Origin of the sequence: Streptomyces phytophilus (genome assembly GCF_013870535.1) — a bacterium.
In the GTDB taxonomy this organism is placed as follows: domain Bacteria; phylum Actinomycetota; class Actinomycetes; order Streptomycetales; family Streptomycetaceae; genus Streptomyces; species Streptomyces phytophilus.
The window spans coordinates 1-15,217 of record NZ_JACBXC010000045.1; the positions used below are offsets into that span (position 1 = coordinate 1).

Annotated in this window: 12 protein-coding genes and 1 pseudogene; 9 read left to right on the forward strand and 4 right to left on the reverse strand. The window is 71.9% G+C overall.

All coding sequences use genetic code 11. The features are described from left to right. From H5J30_RS05175 to fdhD, 4 genes are all read right to left on the reverse strand, one after another. A partial coding sequence (locus H5J30_RS05175) for an AfsR/SARP family transcriptional regulator (protein WP_181785965.1) occupies positions 1-693 on the reverse strand: 693 nt, incomplete at its 3' end. Between the two features lie 155 nt (positions 694-848). Further along, a complete protein-coding gene (locus tag H5J30_RS05180; RefSeq protein ID WP_181785966.1) occupies positions 849-1,715 on the reverse strand; it encodes a thioesterase family protein in 867 nt (288 codons plus the stop codon). Next, entirely contained in the window at positions 1,712-2,326 is a 615-nt protein-coding gene (locus H5J30_RS05185; protein ID WP_181785967.1) for a TetR/AcrR family transcriptional regulator, read from the reverse strand. Before H5J30_RS05185 ends, H5J30_RS05180 begins: the two co-directional genes overlap by 4 nt. Positions 2,327-2,379: 53 nt before the next feature. Further along, complete coding sequence (gene fdhD, locus H5J30_RS05190) at positions 2,380-3,213, reverse strand: formate dehydrogenase accessory sulfurtransferase FdhD (RefSeq protein WP_181785968.1); 834 nt, start codon at positions 3,211-3,213, stop codon at positions 2,380-2,382. A 187-nt stretch (positions 3,214-3,400) separates the two neighbouring features. On the opposite strand from fdhD, the gene H5J30_RS05195 reads away from it, so the two are divergent. From H5J30_RS05195 to H5J30_RS36425, 9 genes and pseudogenes are all read left to right on the forward strand, one after another. Beyond that, positions 3,401-4,582 (forward strand): ROK family transcriptional regulator, encoded by a 1,182-nt coding sequence (locus H5J30_RS05195; RefSeq protein ID WP_181785969.1) that lies wholly within the window; start codon positions 3,401-3,403, stop codon positions 4,580-4,582. Positions 4,583-4,912: 330 nt separating this feature from the next. Further along, a complete protein-coding gene (locus tag H5J30_RS05200; RefSeq protein WP_181785970.1) occupies positions 4,913-6,448 on the forward strand; it encodes a sugar ABC transporter ATP-binding protein in 1,536 nt (511 codons plus the stop codon). Then, on the forward strand, positions 6,449-7,474 hold the full coding sequence (locus tag H5J30_RS05205) for an ABC transporter permease (RefSeq protein WP_181785971.1): 1,026 nt from the start codon (positions 6,449-6,451) through the stop codon (positions 7,472-7,474). It abuts the gene before it with no gap. Positions 7,475-7,518: 44 nt separating this feature from the next. Then, complete coding sequence (locus H5J30_RS05210) at positions 7,519-8,538, forward strand: substrate-binding domain-containing protein (RefSeq protein ID WP_374100943.1); 1,020 nt, start codon at positions 7,519-7,521, stop codon at positions 8,536-8,538. A gap of 91 nt (positions 8,539-8,629) precedes the next feature. After that, positions 8,630-9,835, forward strand: a complete 1,206-nt coding sequence (locus tag H5J30_RS05215; RefSeq protein WP_181785973.1) for a Gfo/Idh/MocA family protein — start codon at positions 8,630-8,632, stop codon at positions 9,833-9,835. 58 nt (positions 9,836-9,893) lie between these two features. Beyond that, entirely contained in the window at positions 9,894-10,895 is a 1,002-nt protein-coding gene (locus H5J30_RS05220; RefSeq protein WP_181785974.1) for a sugar phosphate isomerase/epimerase family protein, read from the forward strand. A gap of 198 nt (positions 10,896-11,093) precedes the next feature. Continuing rightward, complete coding sequence (locus H5J30_RS05225) at positions 11,094-13,553, forward strand: PQQ-dependent sugar dehydrogenase (RefSeq protein WP_445194935.1); 2,460 nt, start codon at positions 11,094-11,096, stop codon at positions 13,551-13,553. Between the two features lie 73 nt (positions 13,554-13,626). Further along, a complete protein-coding gene (locus H5J30_RS05230) occupies positions 13,627-14,955 on the forward strand; it encodes a ThuA domain-containing protein (RefSeq protein ID WP_181785975.1) in 1,329 nt (442 codons plus the stop codon). A gap of 83 nt (positions 14,956-15,038) precedes the next feature. Further along, positions 15,039-15,217 (forward strand): annotated as a pseudogene (locus tag H5J30_RS36425) (inositol-3-phosphate synthase); the annotation flags it as partial.

The window sequence follows — 15,217 nt, forward strand, 5'->3', positions numbered from 1 at the left end:
GAGTTCGGCGGCCAGCACGCGCTCGGCCTCGGCGTAGGCGGAGCGCGCCTCGGTCGTACGGCCCGAGTCGTGCAGCGCGCGTACGAGCATCCGCCACAGGTCCTCCCGCAGCGGATCCTCGGTGAGCCGGGAGCGCAGCTCGGCGAGGAGGAGCGCGTAGTCCCGCAGCCGCAGCCGGACCCCGAGGCACTCGTCGACCGCGGTCGCGCGCAGCTCCTCAAGCCTGGTGACGCCGGGGTCCCAGATCACGCTCGCCGGTACGTCCTGGAGCACGCCGCCGCGCCAGAGGCCGAGCGCCGTCTCGTAGCCGTGCAGCGCGGCGACGTCGTCGCCCCGGTCGCGGGCCGCGCGGGCCCGGTCCAGGTGTCGTTCGAAGAGCAGCATGTCGACGTCGTCCGGCGCCACATCGATCGCGTAGCCGGAGGGCTCGGTCCGCAGCCCCGCGGCGGAGATGCCCGCGGCGGACAGCGCCCGGCGCAGGTTGCGGACGTACGTGCGGACGTTGGCCACGGCCGACGGCGGTGCCCCGCCCGGCCACAGCACCTCCGTCAGCACGTCGACGGAGACGAAGCGGCCGGGCTGGAGCAGCAGCGTCGCGAGCGCCGCCCGCGGCTTCGGCCCGCCGATGCGGACCGGGACGCCTTCCGCCCACACACGCAGCGGCCCCAGGAGTCCGAACGTCGGCTCCCCCATCCACGTACCTCCGTGTCGGCGGCGTGTCGTCGGTGGTACGCGCCCGGAACCGGAACTCGTCTCACCGACCGGCCTCGACAGTCATGGACATGACCCAGTGTGTCAACCCCGCCCCGGCCCGCGGGCGGGAGCCGGTCCCCGCAGGCCGGCCCCGGTCAGGACTGCCGGGGGAGGCGGGCGAGTTGGCGGGACTGGGCCACCAGGCGGTCGGCCGAGTCCCAGATCTCCGCGTCCTCCTCCATGTAGCCGCCCGCCACGTTGCGCGTCGTGTGGATCACCCGCAGCCGGCCCGGCGCGGGGCTCGCGCGTACGTGGGCCGTCAGTTCCAGCGTCGGGGCCCAGCCGATCACGCCCAGGTCGAAGCTGACCGGGGGGAGGATGTCGAGCACCGTCAGGAGGAGCAGGGGGTCCGGGTCGCGGGTCTCGGGGAGGCGGAACCAGCCCTTCATCTCGCCGCGGCCCGACGGGGCGCCGACCGCCCAGCCCACGCACGACGGGTCCAGCCGGAGGTCGGTGCGGGTCAGCATCGGGGACTCCGCGCGGAACTCCGGCGGAGCCGCGTGGCTGCCTATGCACTCCTCCACCGGGGCCAGCGCGGGCGGCTTCGCGGACGTGCGGACGTCGTCGGGCTGGTCGGCGAGGGCGCCGTACGCCGCCAGGACGCGCAGCCGGGGGGCCGGCAGCCCGGTCTCCGGGTCCTGCTGGAGGAGTTCCGCGGCGCCGTGGGAGACGGAGTTGCCGCGGCGGACCGTCTCGGTGCGGACGACCGCCGGGCCCGCGGTGGCGGTGGACAGGTAGTACGCGGAGACCGACAGGGGGTCCGGGTGGCCGGGGCGGTCGTCGCGGGGGGTGCCGAGTTCCGCGGACAGGGCGCGGGCCGTCATCGACAGCAGCACTCCGCCGTTGATGCCCTGGCCGACCTTCCATGCGCCGGGCAGGTCCGCGTCGTACGCGCCGGGCTCGCCCGGCCGCGGGTGGACGGCGGTCTCGCGGTCGAAGTCCGGGGGAGGGGTGCTGGTCATGGCGTGGTTCGCTTTCCTCGTGCGGTGGGTGGGCCGATCTCGAACGCCTCGCAGAGGCCGTCGAGTACGTCGTCGATGGTCTCCGCGCCGGTGGCCAGCGGCAGGGAGCCCCAGGACCACAGCTCGGCGGTGCCGTGCATGGCGGACCACAGGGCGCCGGTGAGCAGCCGCGGGTCGGCGTCCGCCCGCCAGTCCTCGGCCTGCCGGGCCTCGACGAGGCGGACGAGGTTCTCGAAGCCGCCGAGCGAGGCGCGGCCCAGTTCGCGGTCGTGCGGGTCGAGCAGGTCGCGGCGGAACATCAGCGCGAACATCTCGGGCCGGGCCACGGCGTACTCCACGTACGCGCGCGTGCCCGTACGCAGCCGCCGCGCCGGGCTCGCGTCCGCCGGCAGCTTCGCCAGCGCCTGGCCGACCCAGTCCTGCAACTCGTGGAACCCCTGGGTGGCGACGGCCGACAGCAGGGCCGCGCGGTGCGGGAAGTGCTTGAGCGGTGCGCCGTGCGAGACCCCGCAGCGCCGCGCGATGGCGCGCAGGGTGAGGGCGTCGACGCCTCGCTCGTCGAGTAGTTCGAGCGCGGCCTGGAGCAGGCGCGCACGGGTGTCCGCGGTCATGGTGGACAGTGTCTACCACGGAGGTGGACACTGTCCACCTCCCGTCCCGGCGGCTACAGCGCGATGCGGTGTTCGCCCGCGTAGACGTTCATGGTGTCGCCGCGCAGGAAGGCGACCAGTGTCATCCCGGTCTCGGCGGCGAGGTCGACGGCCAGGGAGGAGGGCGCCGAGACCGCGGCAAGTACGGGGATCCCGGCCATCGCGGCCTTCTGGGCCAGTTCGAAGGAGGCGCGGCCGGAGACCATCAGCACGGTGTCGCTCAGCGGGAGCCGGTCCTGCTGGAGAGCACGGCCGATCAACTTGTCGACGGCGTTGTGGCGGCCCACGTCCTCGCGCAGGTCGATCAGCTCCCCGTCCGGCGTGAACAGCGCGGCGGCGTGCAGGCCGCCGGTGCGGTCGAAGACCCGCTGCCCGGCCCGCAGCCGGTCCGGCAGCACGGCCAGCACCCCGGTCGTCAGCCGCATCCCGTCGTCCCGGGCGACCGGCCAGCGGGTGGTGGTGCGGACCGCGTCCAGGCTCGCCTTCCCGCACAGCCCGCACGACGACGTCGTAGAGAAGTTCCGCTCCAGCGTGATCTTCGGCAGCTCCACCCCGGCGGCCGGCCGGACATCCACGACGTTGTACGTGTTGCCGCCCTCGGCGCCGTCCACCGCCCCCGCGCAGTACGTCACCGACGCCAGTTCCTCGCCCCGCGCCAGCACCCCTTCGCTGACCAGGAACCCGGCCGCCAAGGCGAAGTCGTCCCCCGGTGTCCGCATCGTGATCGCCAGCGCCCGGCCCTCCAGCCGGATCTCCAGCGGCTCCTCCGCCACCAGCGTGTCCGCCCGCCGGTCCACCCGCCCCCCGCGCACCCGCACCACCGGACGCCGCACCGTCACCCGACCCATGCCGGTCAGCGTACGCCGCCGACAAGGACCCGACCTTTGTCCTGGCGGAGGAGAAAGTAGATACCGATTCCTGCAGAACTTCTTCCCTCAGTGGCGAAGCACTGCTACGTTCCCCGTTGAAAGTTGCAAGCCGACGACGGCGTACGACATCGCGTACGCGAAGCCGGGGAGGAGTGGCGTGAGGCGCATGACAGCTCGGCCCGCGAACGCGCACCAGGCGCGACTGCTCCGCCTGCTGCGTGACGGCGGTCCGAACTCCCGGGCGCAGCTCGGCGACCAGGTGGAACTGTCCCGGTCCAAGCTGGCGGTCGAGATCGACCGGCTGCTGCAGACCGGACTCGTGGTCGCCGACGGCCTCGCCGCCTCCCGGGGCGGACGCAGGTCGCACAACATCCGCCTGGCGCCCTCGCTGCGCTTCCTCGGTGTCGACATCGGCGCCACCTCCATCGACGTGGCGGTCACCAACGCGGAGCTGGAGGTGCTCGGCCATCTGAACCAGCCCATGGACGTGCGCGAGGGCCCGGTCGCGGTCTTCGAGCAGGCGCTGGCGATGGCGGCCAAGCTCCGCGCCTCCGGGGTGGCGGAGGGCTTCGACGGCGCCGGCATCGGCGTCCCGGGTCCCGTCCGCTTCCCCGAGGGCGTGCCGGTCGCGCCGCCGATCATGCCCGGCTGGGACGGCTTCCCGGTCCGCGAGGCCCTCAGCCAGGAGCTGGGCTGCCCGGTCATGGTCGACAACGACGTGAACATCATGGCCCAGGGCGAGCAGCACGCCGGCGTCGCCCGCGCCGTACGGGACTTCCTCTACGTCAAGATCGGTACCGGCATCGGCTGCGGCATCCTGGTCGGCGGCGAGGTCTACCGCGGTACGAACGGCAGCGCCGGCGACATCGGCCACATCCAGGTGGAGGTGGACGGGCGCCCGTGCGCCTGCGGTAACCGCGGCTGCCTGGAGGCGTACTTCGGCGGTTCGGCCCTCGCCCGGGACGCCGAGAGCGCCGCCCGCGAGGGCCGCTCCGCGCAGTTGGCCGCCCGGCTGGAGGAGACCGGCGAACTGGAGGCCAAGGACGTCGCCGTGGCGGCGACCGCCGGCGACGCGGTCGCGCTGGACCTCATCCGCGAGGGCGGCACCCGTACCGGCCAGGTCATCGCCGGCCTGGTCAGCTTCTTCAACCCGGGGCTCGTGGTCATCGGCGGCGGCGTCACCGGCCTCGGCCACACGCTGCTCGCCGCCATCCGCACCCAGGTCTACCGCCAGTCACTGCCGCTGGCGACCGGCAACCTCCCCATCGTGCTCGGCGAGCTGGGCCCCACCGCGGGCGTGATCGGCGCCGCCCGGCTCACCAGCGACCACCTGTTCTCGCCCGCCTGACGCCGGGCGGGGACACCCGCGCAGCACCGTACGGCCCGCACCACCCCGGTTCGACGCACGCAGCACCTCAGCACCTCAGCACCAGCAGCACCACCCCTACCACTGCGCACTCCCGCACCACCCCGTACCGACCCGTACCACCCGCACCACCGCAGCAACCCCGGCCGACCGCGGCACCGCCCGGGCACGCCCCCGCACCACCCACCCCGCTGCCCCGACCACTCCACCCGCACCACCCGCACCACCCGGTGAACCCGCCCGTTTGCGCTCCGCCCTGCCCAACCTGCCCCTGCGCAGGCGCAGTCGGAGCACCGCCGAGGAGATCCGTACATGGCGCCCACTTCCGATACGCCGCCCACCCCCGCCACACCCCTGCTCACCATGGCGGGGATCACCAAGTCCTTCCCCGGCGTCCGTGCGCTCGACGGCGTCGACCTCGACGTCGTGGCCGGCGAGGTGCACTGCCTGCTCGGCCAGAACGGCGCCGGCAAGTCCACGCTCATCAAGGTCCTGGCCGGCGCCCACCAGCCCGACGAGGGCACCATCGTCTGGCAGGGCGAACAGACCGCGCTGAAGTCGCCCGTGGCCGCCATGCGCCTGGGCATCTCCACCATCTACCAGGAACTCGACCTGGTGCGGCACGTGTCGGTGGCGGAGAACGTCTTCCTGGGCCACGAGCGCTCCTCCGGCGGGTTCATCAAGGCCCGCGAGGCGCACACCGCCGCCCAGGACCTGCTGGGCCGGCTCGGCCACCCGGAGATATCCGCCGCCACCATCGTCGGCAACCTCTCCGCCGCCGGCCAGCAGGTGGTCTCCATGGCCCGCGCGCTCTCCCACGACGTGAAGCTCATCGTCATGGACGAGCCGTCCGCCGCCCTCGACCCCGACGAGGTCGACAACCTCTTCCGCATCGTCGCCGACCTCACCGCGCAGGGCGTCGCCGTCGTCTACATCTCCCACCGGCTGGAGGAGATCCGCCGCATCGGCGACCGCGTCACCGTCCTGAAGGACGGCCGCGCCGTCGCCCGCGGACTGCCCGCGCAGAGCACGTCGACCAACGAGATCGTCACCCTGATGACCGGCCGGAACGTCGCGCACGTCTTCCCCGAGCGGCCGGAGGCCCCCGGCGCGGGCAAGCAGCCCGTGCTCACCCTCGAAGGGCTGGCCAGGCAGGGCGAGTTCGCGCCGGTGGACCTCCAGATCGCCCCCGGCGAGATCGTCGGTCTGGCGGGCCTGGTCGGCTCCGGCCGCTCGGAGATCCTGGAGACCGTCTTCGGCGCGCGCAAGCCGACCGCCGGCCGGGTGCTCGTCGACGGCCGCCCGCTGCGCCCCGGCAGCGTCACCGCCGCCGTCAAGGCGGGCATCGGGCTGGCCCCCGAGGAGCGCAAGGCCCAGGCGCTGCTGATGACGGAGTCCGTCAGCCGCAACGTCTCGATCTCCTCGCTCCCCCGCTTCTCCACCGGCGGCTGGCTCGACCGCTCGGGGGAGCGGTCCGCGGCCCGGGCGGCCGTACGCGACCTGTCGCTGCGCCCCGACAACCCCGACGCCCTCGTCCGCACGCTCTCCGGCGGCAACCAGCAGAAGGCCGTGCTCGCGCGCTGGCTGCTGCGCGACTGCCGCGTGCTGCTGCTGGACGAGCCGACCCGCGGCGTGGACGTCGGCGCCCGCGCCGAGTTGTACGCGCTCATCCGCAGGCTCGCCGACGAAGGCGTCGCGGTCCTGCTCGTCTCCAGCGAACTCCCCGAGGTCCTCGGCCTCGCCGACCGGGTCCTCGTGCTGCGCGAGGGCCAGGTCGTGCACACCGCCCCGGCCCGGGACCTCGACGAGCACCGGGTGCTCGACCTCGTCATGGAAGGGACCTCGTAAGTGTTGAGCAAATCGGACTCGCTCTCCGCGCCCGCGGCGCCGGAGAAGCCGAAGGGGAACGGCTCCGCCGCCGGCTGGCAGAGTTACGTGGACCTGAGACTGGTGGCGCTGCTCGGCGTCCTCGGCGTGCTGGCCGTCGTCGGCGCCATCACCAAGCCCGACCAGTTCCTGGATGTCGACAACGTCCGGCTCATCCTCGTCCAGTCGTCGGCGATCGGCGTGGTCACCATCGGCATGACGCTGGTGATCATCGGCGGGGGCATCGACCTCTCGGTCGGCGCCATCGTCGCCCTCGCCTCGGTCTGGGCGACCACGCAGGCCACCCAGGACTACGGCCTGGCCGGCATGCTCTTCTGCTCTGTCGCCGTGGGTGTCGGCTGCGGGCTCGTCAACGGCGTGCTCATCGCGTTCGGCAATCTGGTGCCCTTCATCGCCACGCTCGCCATGCTCGCGTCCGCGCGCGGCTTCGCCGAGCAGATGAGCGACGGCGGGACGCAGATCGTCGAGGTCGACGCGGTGCTGGACCTCATGGCGGCGGACTCCCGCATCCTCGGCATCCCGCCGCTGGTGCTCATCTTCCTGGGCGTCGCCGCCCTGGGCTGGGTGGTGCTCAACCGCACCACCTTCGGCCGCCGCACCGTGGCGGTCGGCGGCAACCCCGAGGCCGCCCGGCTCGCCGGCATCGACATCAAGCGGCAGCGGCTGCTGCTGTACGTCGTGTCCGGCCTGTGCTGCGGCATCGCGGCGTTCATGCTCATCGCGCTCAGCGGCTCCGGCCAGAACACGAACGGCAACCTGTACGAACTGGACGCCATCGCCGCCGCGATCATCGGCGGCACCCTGCTCAGCGGCGGCCGGGGCACCATCACCGGCTCGGTGCTGGGCGTGCTCGTCTTCACCACCATCACGAACCTGTTCGCCCTCAACAACGTACAGAGCGCGGTTCAGGACATCGCCAAGGGGGCGATCATCGTCGCCGCCGTCCTTATCCAACACCAGACTTCGCGCAAGTCCTCGACGCAATGAAGGGTCGCACCCACATGCCAGAATCGCCTTTCAGCCGTAGAAACATGCTCTTCGGTGCCGCCGGTGTCTCGGCGGCCGCTTTCCTCACCAGTTGCACCAGCAATGACGAAGGTGACGACGACGGCGGCTCCGAGCAGCAGCAGGCGAACGTCTCGGAGGACAAGCCCGGCAAGCCGGTCACCATCGGCTTCGCCGGCCCCGAGGCCGACCACGGCTGGCTCAACGCCATCAACGACAACGCGCGCTCGCGCGCGGAGAAGTACGAGGACGTCACCCTCGACATCACCGAGGGGTCGAACGACACGGCCACCCAGATCGGCCAGGTCGACTCCCTGATCAACAAGAAGGTCGACGTCCTGGTCATCCTGCCGGCCGACGGCAAGGCGATGACGCAGGCGGGGCTGAAGGCCATGCAGGCCGGCATCCCGGTCGTCAACCTGGACCGGATCTTCGCCAACCCGCAGGCGTACCGCTGCTGGATAGGCGGCGACAACTACGGCATGGGCCTGAACGCCGGCCGGTTCATCGGCGAGCAGCTGAAGGGCAAGGAGAACGCGAAGGTCGTCGAGCTGGCCGGGCTCGACAACCTGGAGCTGACCCAGCAGCGCACGAAGGGCTTCGACGACGCGCTGAAGAACTACCCCAACATCGAGAAGGTGGCCCGGCAGGCCGCCGAGTTCACCGTCGAGTCGGGCCAGCGCAAGATGTCCGACCTGCTGCAGGCCGTGCCGGAGTTCGACGCCATGTGGAACCACGACGACGACCAGGGCGTGGGCGTCAAGCGGGCCATCGACCAGTCGGGCCGCGACGAGTTCATCATGGTCGGCGGCGCCGGCTCCAAGGCGGTGATGGACTCCATCAAGGCCGACGACTCCGTGATCAAGGCCACCGTCCTGTACCCGCCGTCGATGGCCGCGTCCGCGATCGACCTCGCGCGCGCCCTCGGCCAGCAGAAGGGCGTCTCGGGCATGGCAGAGTTCGAGATCCCGGCCTCGATCACGCTGTACTCCGCCGTCGTGAGCAAGGACAACATCGACCAGTACCTGCCGACCGGCTTCAACTGACGGGAATCCAGCGCCAGGAGCCGCAGCGTCCTTCCGGATCCCGGAACGACCGCTGCGGCGCGCCGGAAGCAGCCTACTGACAAGGAGTTCTATGTCCCACGACACGACCGCACCCGCGCTCGGGGTCGGCATGGTCGGCTACGCGTTCATGGGGGCGGCCCATTCGCAGGGCTGGCGGACCGCCGCCCGGGTCTTCGACCTTCCGCTGACTCCCGTCATGGCCGCGATCTGCGGCCGCGACGAGGACAAGGTGGCCACCGCGGCCCGGCGGATGGGCTGGGCCGCCGCGGAGACCGACTGGCGCCGGCTCATCACCCGGGACGACGTGCAACTCGTCGACGTCTGCACGCCGGGCGACAGCCACGCGGAGATCGCCATCGCCGCGCTGGAGGCGGGCAAGCACGTGCTGTGCGAGAAGCCGCTCGCCAACACCGTCGCCGAGGCCGAGGAGATGGCCGAGGCCGCGGCGCGGGCGCGGGAGCGCGGGCAGCTCGCCATGGTCGGCTTCAACTACCGCCGGGTGCCGGCACTGGCGTACGCGCGCGAGCTGATCGCCGGCGGCCGGCTGGGTGCGCTGCGGCACGTGCGTGTGACGTACCTGCAGGACTGGCTCGTCGACCCGGAGTTTCCGCTCGCCTGGCGGATGCAGCGGGAGAAGGCGGGCTCCGGGGCGCTCGGCGACCTCGGCGCGCACATCGTCGACCTGGCGCAGTTCCTGACCGGCGAGCCGCTGGTCGGCGTCTCGGCGCAGACGGAGACGTTCGTCAAGGAGAGGCCGCTGCCGTCCGCGGCGGCGGGGCTCTCCGGCGCCGCGGACGGCGGCGGCGAGCGCGGTCCGGTCACGGTGGACGACGCCGCCCTGTTCACCGGCCGGATGGCCTCGGGTGCGCTGGCGTCCTTCGAGGTCAGCCGGATGGCCGCGGGCCGCAAGAACGCCCTGTCGGTGGAGCTGAACGGTGAGTCCGGCTCGCTCTCCTTCGACCTGGAGCGGCTGAACGAGCTGCAGCTTCACGACCACGCGGAGCCGGCCCGGACCGCCGGTTTCCGGCGGGTCCTGGTCACCGAGCCGGAGCACCCGTACCTGGAGGCGTGGTGGCCGCCGGGCCACGGCCTCGGGTACGAGCACACCTTCGTGCACCAGGCCCGCGACCTCGTCCACGCCATCGCCGCCGGCTCCCGGCCCGCGCCGTCCTTCGCGGACGGGCTGCAGGTGCAGCGGGTGCTGGCGGCCGTCGAGGAGAGCGCGGAGAAGAACGCCGTCTACACCCCCGTGACGCAACCCGACCAAGCCCCCTGACCCCACCCGGATCAGCCGACCACCCCCGGAGGCCCTCCGGAGAAAGAGGCAGCGCACGATGCCCCGGTCCTTCACCCTGTTCACCGGCCAGTGGGCGGACCTCCCCCTGGAGGAGGTCTGCCGGCTGGCCCGCGACTTCGGCTACGACGGCCTCGAACTCGCCTGCTGGGGCGACCACTTCGAGGTCGACAAGGCCCTGAACGAGCCCGGCTACCTCGACGGCCGCCACCAGCTGCTGGAGAAGTACGGCCTGAAGTGCTGGGCCATCTCCAACCACCTGGTGGGCCAGGCGGTCTGCGACCACCCCATCGACGAGCGCCACCAGGCCATCCTGCCGGCCCGGATCTGGGGCGACGGCGAGCCCGAGGGCGTCCGGCAGCGGGCCGCCGCCGAGATCGCCGACACCGCGCGGGCGGCGGCGGCCTTCGGCGTCGACACCGTCATCGGCTTCACCGGCTCGTCGATCTGGCATCTGGTGGCGATGTTCCCGCCGGTGCCGCCGCACATGATCGAGCGCGGCTACCAGGACTTCGCCGACCGCTGGAACCCGATCCTGGACGTGTTCGACGCCGAGGGCGTGCGCTTCGCGCACGAGGTGCACCCGTCCGAGATCGCGTACGACTACTGGACGACGCACCGGGCGATGGAGGCGGTCGGCCACCGGCCCGCCTTCGGGCTGAACTTCGACCCCAGCCACTTCGTCTGGCAGGACCTCGACCCGGTCGGGTTCCTGTGGGACTTCAAGGACCGCATCTACCACGTGGACTGCAAGGAGGCCCGCAAGCGGCTCGACGGCCGCAACGGCCGGCTCGGCTCGCACCTGCCGTGGGGCGACCCGCGCCGCGGCTGGGACTTCGTCTCGGCCGGCCACGGCGACGTGCCCTGGGAGGACGTCTTCCGGATGCTCCGCTCGATCGACTACGCGGGGCCGATCTCGGTGGAGTGGGAGGACGCCGGCATGGACCGGCTGCAGGGCGCGCCGGAGGCGCTGCGGGCGCTCAAGGCGCTCGACTTCGAGCCGCCGCAGGCGTCGTTCGACGCCGCCTTCGGCGGCGACTGACCGCCGCCGAGGCGGGGAGCGCAGCCCGGCGGTGGCACCTGCCGCCGGGCCGCTCCGGCATGTTCCGGGAACACTTTGTCCGCATCAAGGATGAAGACAACTGAAGTCCTGTCAAAGGGCTTCTCTATCCTGCAAAAGACGGTTACGTTCCTGTGATGTCCCTGACATAAACCCCCCACTCTCGGCAGGAGAGATCAGGTGCCCACCAGAAAGATCCGGAGAACGATCGCGATGGCGGTGGCGGCCCTGCTGGCCGTGCCCGCTCTCGTGCTGAGCACGTCCGCCACCGGCTCAGCACACCCCGGCCACGACCACCCTGCCCCCGAGGCGGCGGAGTTCCAGCAGGTGACGCTGGCCAAGGGCGAGCCGGAGATGGGCGAGCCCATGACGATGGCCGTGCTGCCCGACCGGTCGGTGCTGCACACCGCGCGCGACGGCACGGTACGGCTGACGGACGCCGCCGGTACGACCAAGGTGGCCGGCAAGCTGGCCGTGTACAACAACGACGAGGAGGGTCTGCAGGGCGTCGGCGTCGACCCGGGCTTCGAGGAGAACCGCTTCGTCTACCTGTACTACGCGCCGCCCCTCGACACCCCCGGCGGCGGCGCCCCCGAGACGGGCTCCCCGGCCGACTTCGAGCGCTTCGACGGCGTGAACCGGCTCTCCCGCTTCGTGCTCAACGACGACGGCACCCTGGACACGGGGAGCGAGCAGGGGATCCTCGACGTGCCGGCCTCCCGCGGGATCTGCTGCCACGTGGGCGGGGACATCGACTTCGACGCCGAGGGCAACCTGTACCTGTCCACCGGCGACGACACCAACCCGTTCGCCTCCGACGGCTACACGCCGATCGACGAACGCGCCGACCGGAACCCGGCGTTCGACGCCCAGCGCTCCGCCGCCAACACCAACGACCTGCGCGGCAAGGTCCTGCGGATCAAGGTCAACGCGGACGGCTCGTACGACATCCCGGCCGGCAACCTCTTCGCACCCGGCACGGAGAAGACCAGGCCCGAGATCTACGCCATGGGCTTCCGCAACCCGTTCCGGATGAGCGTCGACAAGGCCACCGGCGTCGTCTACCTCGGCGACTACGGCCCCGACGCCGGCACCGGCAGCGACACCCGCGGCCCCGCGGGCCAGGTCGAGTTCAACCGCATCAGCGAGCCGGGCAACTTCGGCTGGCCGTACTGCACCGGCGACAACGACGCCTACATCGACCACGACTTCGCCTCCGGAGCCTCCGGCGGCGCCTTCGACTGCGGCGCGCCCGTCAACGACTCGCCGCACAACACCGGCCTGACCGAGCTGCCGCCCGCCCAGGCCGCGTGGATCCCCTACGGCCACCCCGACGGCCCGCCCGAGTTCGGCAACGGCTCCCAGTCCCCGATGGGCGGCCCCGTCTACCGCCAGGCCGAGGTCGACGCCGGCTCCGGCGTCGCCTTCCCGGCGGAGTACGAGGGCGACTTCTTCGCCGGCGAGTTCGGCCGCAAGTGGATCAAGCGGATCGAGCAGGGCGACGACGGCACCGTCTCCGCCATCAACGACTTCCCCTGGTCCGGCACCCAGGTCATGGACATGGACTTCGGCCCCGACGGCGCCCTCTACGTCCTCGACTACGGCACCGGCTACTTCGGCGGCGACGAGAACTCCGCCCTCTACCGCATCGAGACCATCAACGGCGGCGCCTCCCCGGTCGCCGCGGCGTCGGCCGACGTCACCTCCGGGCAGGCGCCCCTGGCCGTGCGGTTCTCCTCCGAGGGCACGACCGACCCGGACAGCGCCGGTCTGACGTACGCCTGGGACTTCGGCGACGGCGCCACCTCCGAGGAGGCCCACCCCGCGCACACGTACGCCGACAACGGCACGTACAGCGTCACCCTCACCGTCTCCGACCCCGACGGCCTCACCGGCAGCGCCAACGTGCAGATCACGGTGGGCAACACCGCGCCCACCGTGACCCTCGGCCTGCCGCAGGACGGCCAGTCCTTCTCCTTCGGCGACGACGTGCCCTTCGAGGTCACCGTCACCGACCCCGAGGACGGAACCGTCGACTGCACCAAGGTCCGGGTCGCGTACATCCTCGGCCACGACTCCCACGGGCACGAGATGGCCTCCGCGAACGGCTGCGAAGGCACGCTGAAGACCGCCGCAGACGGCGAGCACGACCCGAACGCCAACCTCTACGGCGGCTTCACCGCCACGTACACCGACGGCGGAGGCGGCGGCCAGGACGCCCTGACCGGGACCGACCAGGCCAAGCTGCAGCCCAAGCACCGCCAGGCCGAGCACTTCGACACGTCCCAGGGCGTCGAGACGCAGGACAAGCCGGCCGCCAACGGCGGCCAGTCCGTCGGCTACATCGACAACGGCGACTGGATCGCCTTCCGGCCCTGGGTCCTCTCCGACGCCACCCAGTTGACCGCCCGGATCGCCTCCGCCGGCGTCGGCGGCACCCTCCAGGTGCGCGCGGGCGGCCCCGACGGAACGCTCCTCGGCTCCACCGAGGTGCCCGTCACCGGCGGATGGGACACGTTCCAGGACGTCACGGCAGACCTGTCGGGCGCCCCGGACGGCACCACCGAGCTGTACCTCGTCTTCGTCGGCGGCGCCGGTGCGCTGTTCGACATCGACGACTTCACCCTCACCACCGGATAGCTCCCCCCACCGCCCCGCCGGCTCCGGCCGGCGGGGCGTCCACCCGACGAGACCCTCAAAGGAGCGCCCCCATATGAAAGCTCCCGGACGCATCGCCCTCGCGGCGGCGACCGCCTTGCTCGCCACCGTGGCCATGAACACCTCCGCCGTCGCCGAGAAGCCCACGGAGAAGGTGGAGGGCGAGCACGTGCTCGTCTTCTCCAAGACCGCCGGCTTCCGCCACGACTCCATCCCCGACGGCATCTCGACCATCCAGCAGCTCGGCGCCGACAACGGCTTCACCGTCGACGCCACCGAGGACGCCGGCGCGTTCACGCCCGGCAACCTCCAGCAGTACGACGCCGTCGTCTTCCTCTCCACCACCGGCGACGTCCTCGACGACAGCCAGCAGCGCGCCTTCGAGGACTACGTCGCCGCCGGCGGCGGCTACGTCGGCGTGCACGCGGCGGCCGACACCGAGTACGACTGGCCGTTCTACGGCGGCCTCGTCGGCGCGTACTTCGACTCGCACCCGCACAACCAGGAGGCCACGGTTAAGGTCGAGGACCATGACCACCCGGCCACCGCCCACCTGGGCGAGGACTGGGTGCGCTTCGACGAGTGGTACAACTACCGCACCAACCCCCGCGGCCAGGCCCGGGTGCTGGCCACCCTCGACGAGAGCTCGTACACCGGCGGGAACATGGGCGGGGACCACCCCATCGCCTGGTGCCAGACGTACGAGAACGGCCGGTCCTTCTACACCGGCGGCGGGCACACCAAGGAGTCGTACGCGGAGCCGGACTTCCGCACGCACCTCCTCGGCGGCATCCAGTACGCCACCGGGGCCGTCGAGTCGGACTGCAGTTCTGCCGAGAGCGACTACACTCCGATCTTCGACGGCACCTCCACGGAAGGCTGGAAGCAGGCCGGTCCCGGCTCGTTCCGCCTGGAGGACGGCACCCTGACCTCGGAAGGGGGCATGGGCATGCTGTGGTACGAGGCCAAGGAGTTCACCTCGTACTCCCTCAAGCTCGACTGGCGCATGGAGGGTGACGACAACTCCGGCGTCTTCATCGGGTTCCCGCCGTCCGACGACCCCTGGTCCGCCGTGAACAACGGCTACGAGATCCAGATCGACGCCACCGACTCCCCGGACCGCACCACCGGTGCCGTCTACGGCTTCCAGTCCGCCGACATCGCCGCGCGCGACGAGGCGCTCAACCCGCCGGGGGAGTGGAACACCTTCGAGCTGCGCGTCGAGGGTGAGCACCTGCAGATCTGGCTCAACGACGTGAAGATCAACGACTTCACCAACACCGACCCCGCCCGCAGCCTCGCGGACGGACATATCGGGATCCAAAACCACGGTGCCGACGACCAGGTGTCGTTCCGCAACATCCTGGTCAAGGATCTCCCGTGAACGCCGCGGGCGGGAGGTCACGACGCCTCCCGCCCGCGGGCGCACCGTGCATCTGAACTGAACACACGTGGGAGGCAGCAGCCGTGACGGTCCATCCACAAGACACAGCGCCGCAACCGGCGACCCCGGCGACGGCCGATACCGGCGTCTGGCTCATCGGCGCCCGCGGCTCCGTCGCCACGACCGTGATCACCGGCTGCGCCGCCCTGGCCGCCGGACTCCACCCCGCGGCCGGCATGGTCACCGAGACCGCGCCGTTCGC

Coding starts and splice junctions, on each gene's coding strand:
- H5J30_RS05180 (WP_181785966.1), bottom strand. CDS start 1,715: ATGACCAGCACCCCTCCCCCGGACTTCGACCGCGAGACCGCCGTCCAC.
- H5J30_RS05185 (WP_181785967.1), bottom strand. CDS start 2,326: ATGACCGCGGACACCCGTGCGCGCCTGCTCCAGGCCGCGCTCGAACTA.
- fdhD (WP_181785968.1), bottom strand. CDS start 3,213: ATGGGTCGGGTGACGGTGCGGCGTCCGGTGGTGCGGGTGCGCGGGGGG.
- H5J30_RS05195 (WP_181785969.1), top strand. CDS start 3,401: ATGACAGCTCGGCCCGCGAACGCGCACCAGGCGCGACTGCTCCGCCTG.
- H5J30_RS05200 (WP_181785970.1), top strand. CDS start 4,913: ATGGCGCCCACTTCCGATACGCCGCCCACCCCCGCCACACCCCTGCTC.
- H5J30_RS05210 (WP_374100943.1), top strand. CDS start 7,519: ATGCTCTTCGGTGCCGCCGGTGTCTCGGCGGCCGCTTTCCTCACCAGT.
- H5J30_RS05215 (WP_181785973.1), top strand. CDS start 8,630: ATGTCCCACGACACGACCGCACCCGCGCTCGGGGTCGGCATGGTCGGC.
- H5J30_RS05220 (WP_181785974.1), top strand. CDS start 9,894: ATGCCCCGGTCCTTCACCCTGTTCACCGGCCAGTGGGCGGACCTCCCC.
- H5J30_RS05230 (WP_181785975.1), top strand. CDS start 13,627: ATGAAAGCTCCCGGACGCATCGCCCTCGCGGCGGCGACCGCCTTGCTC.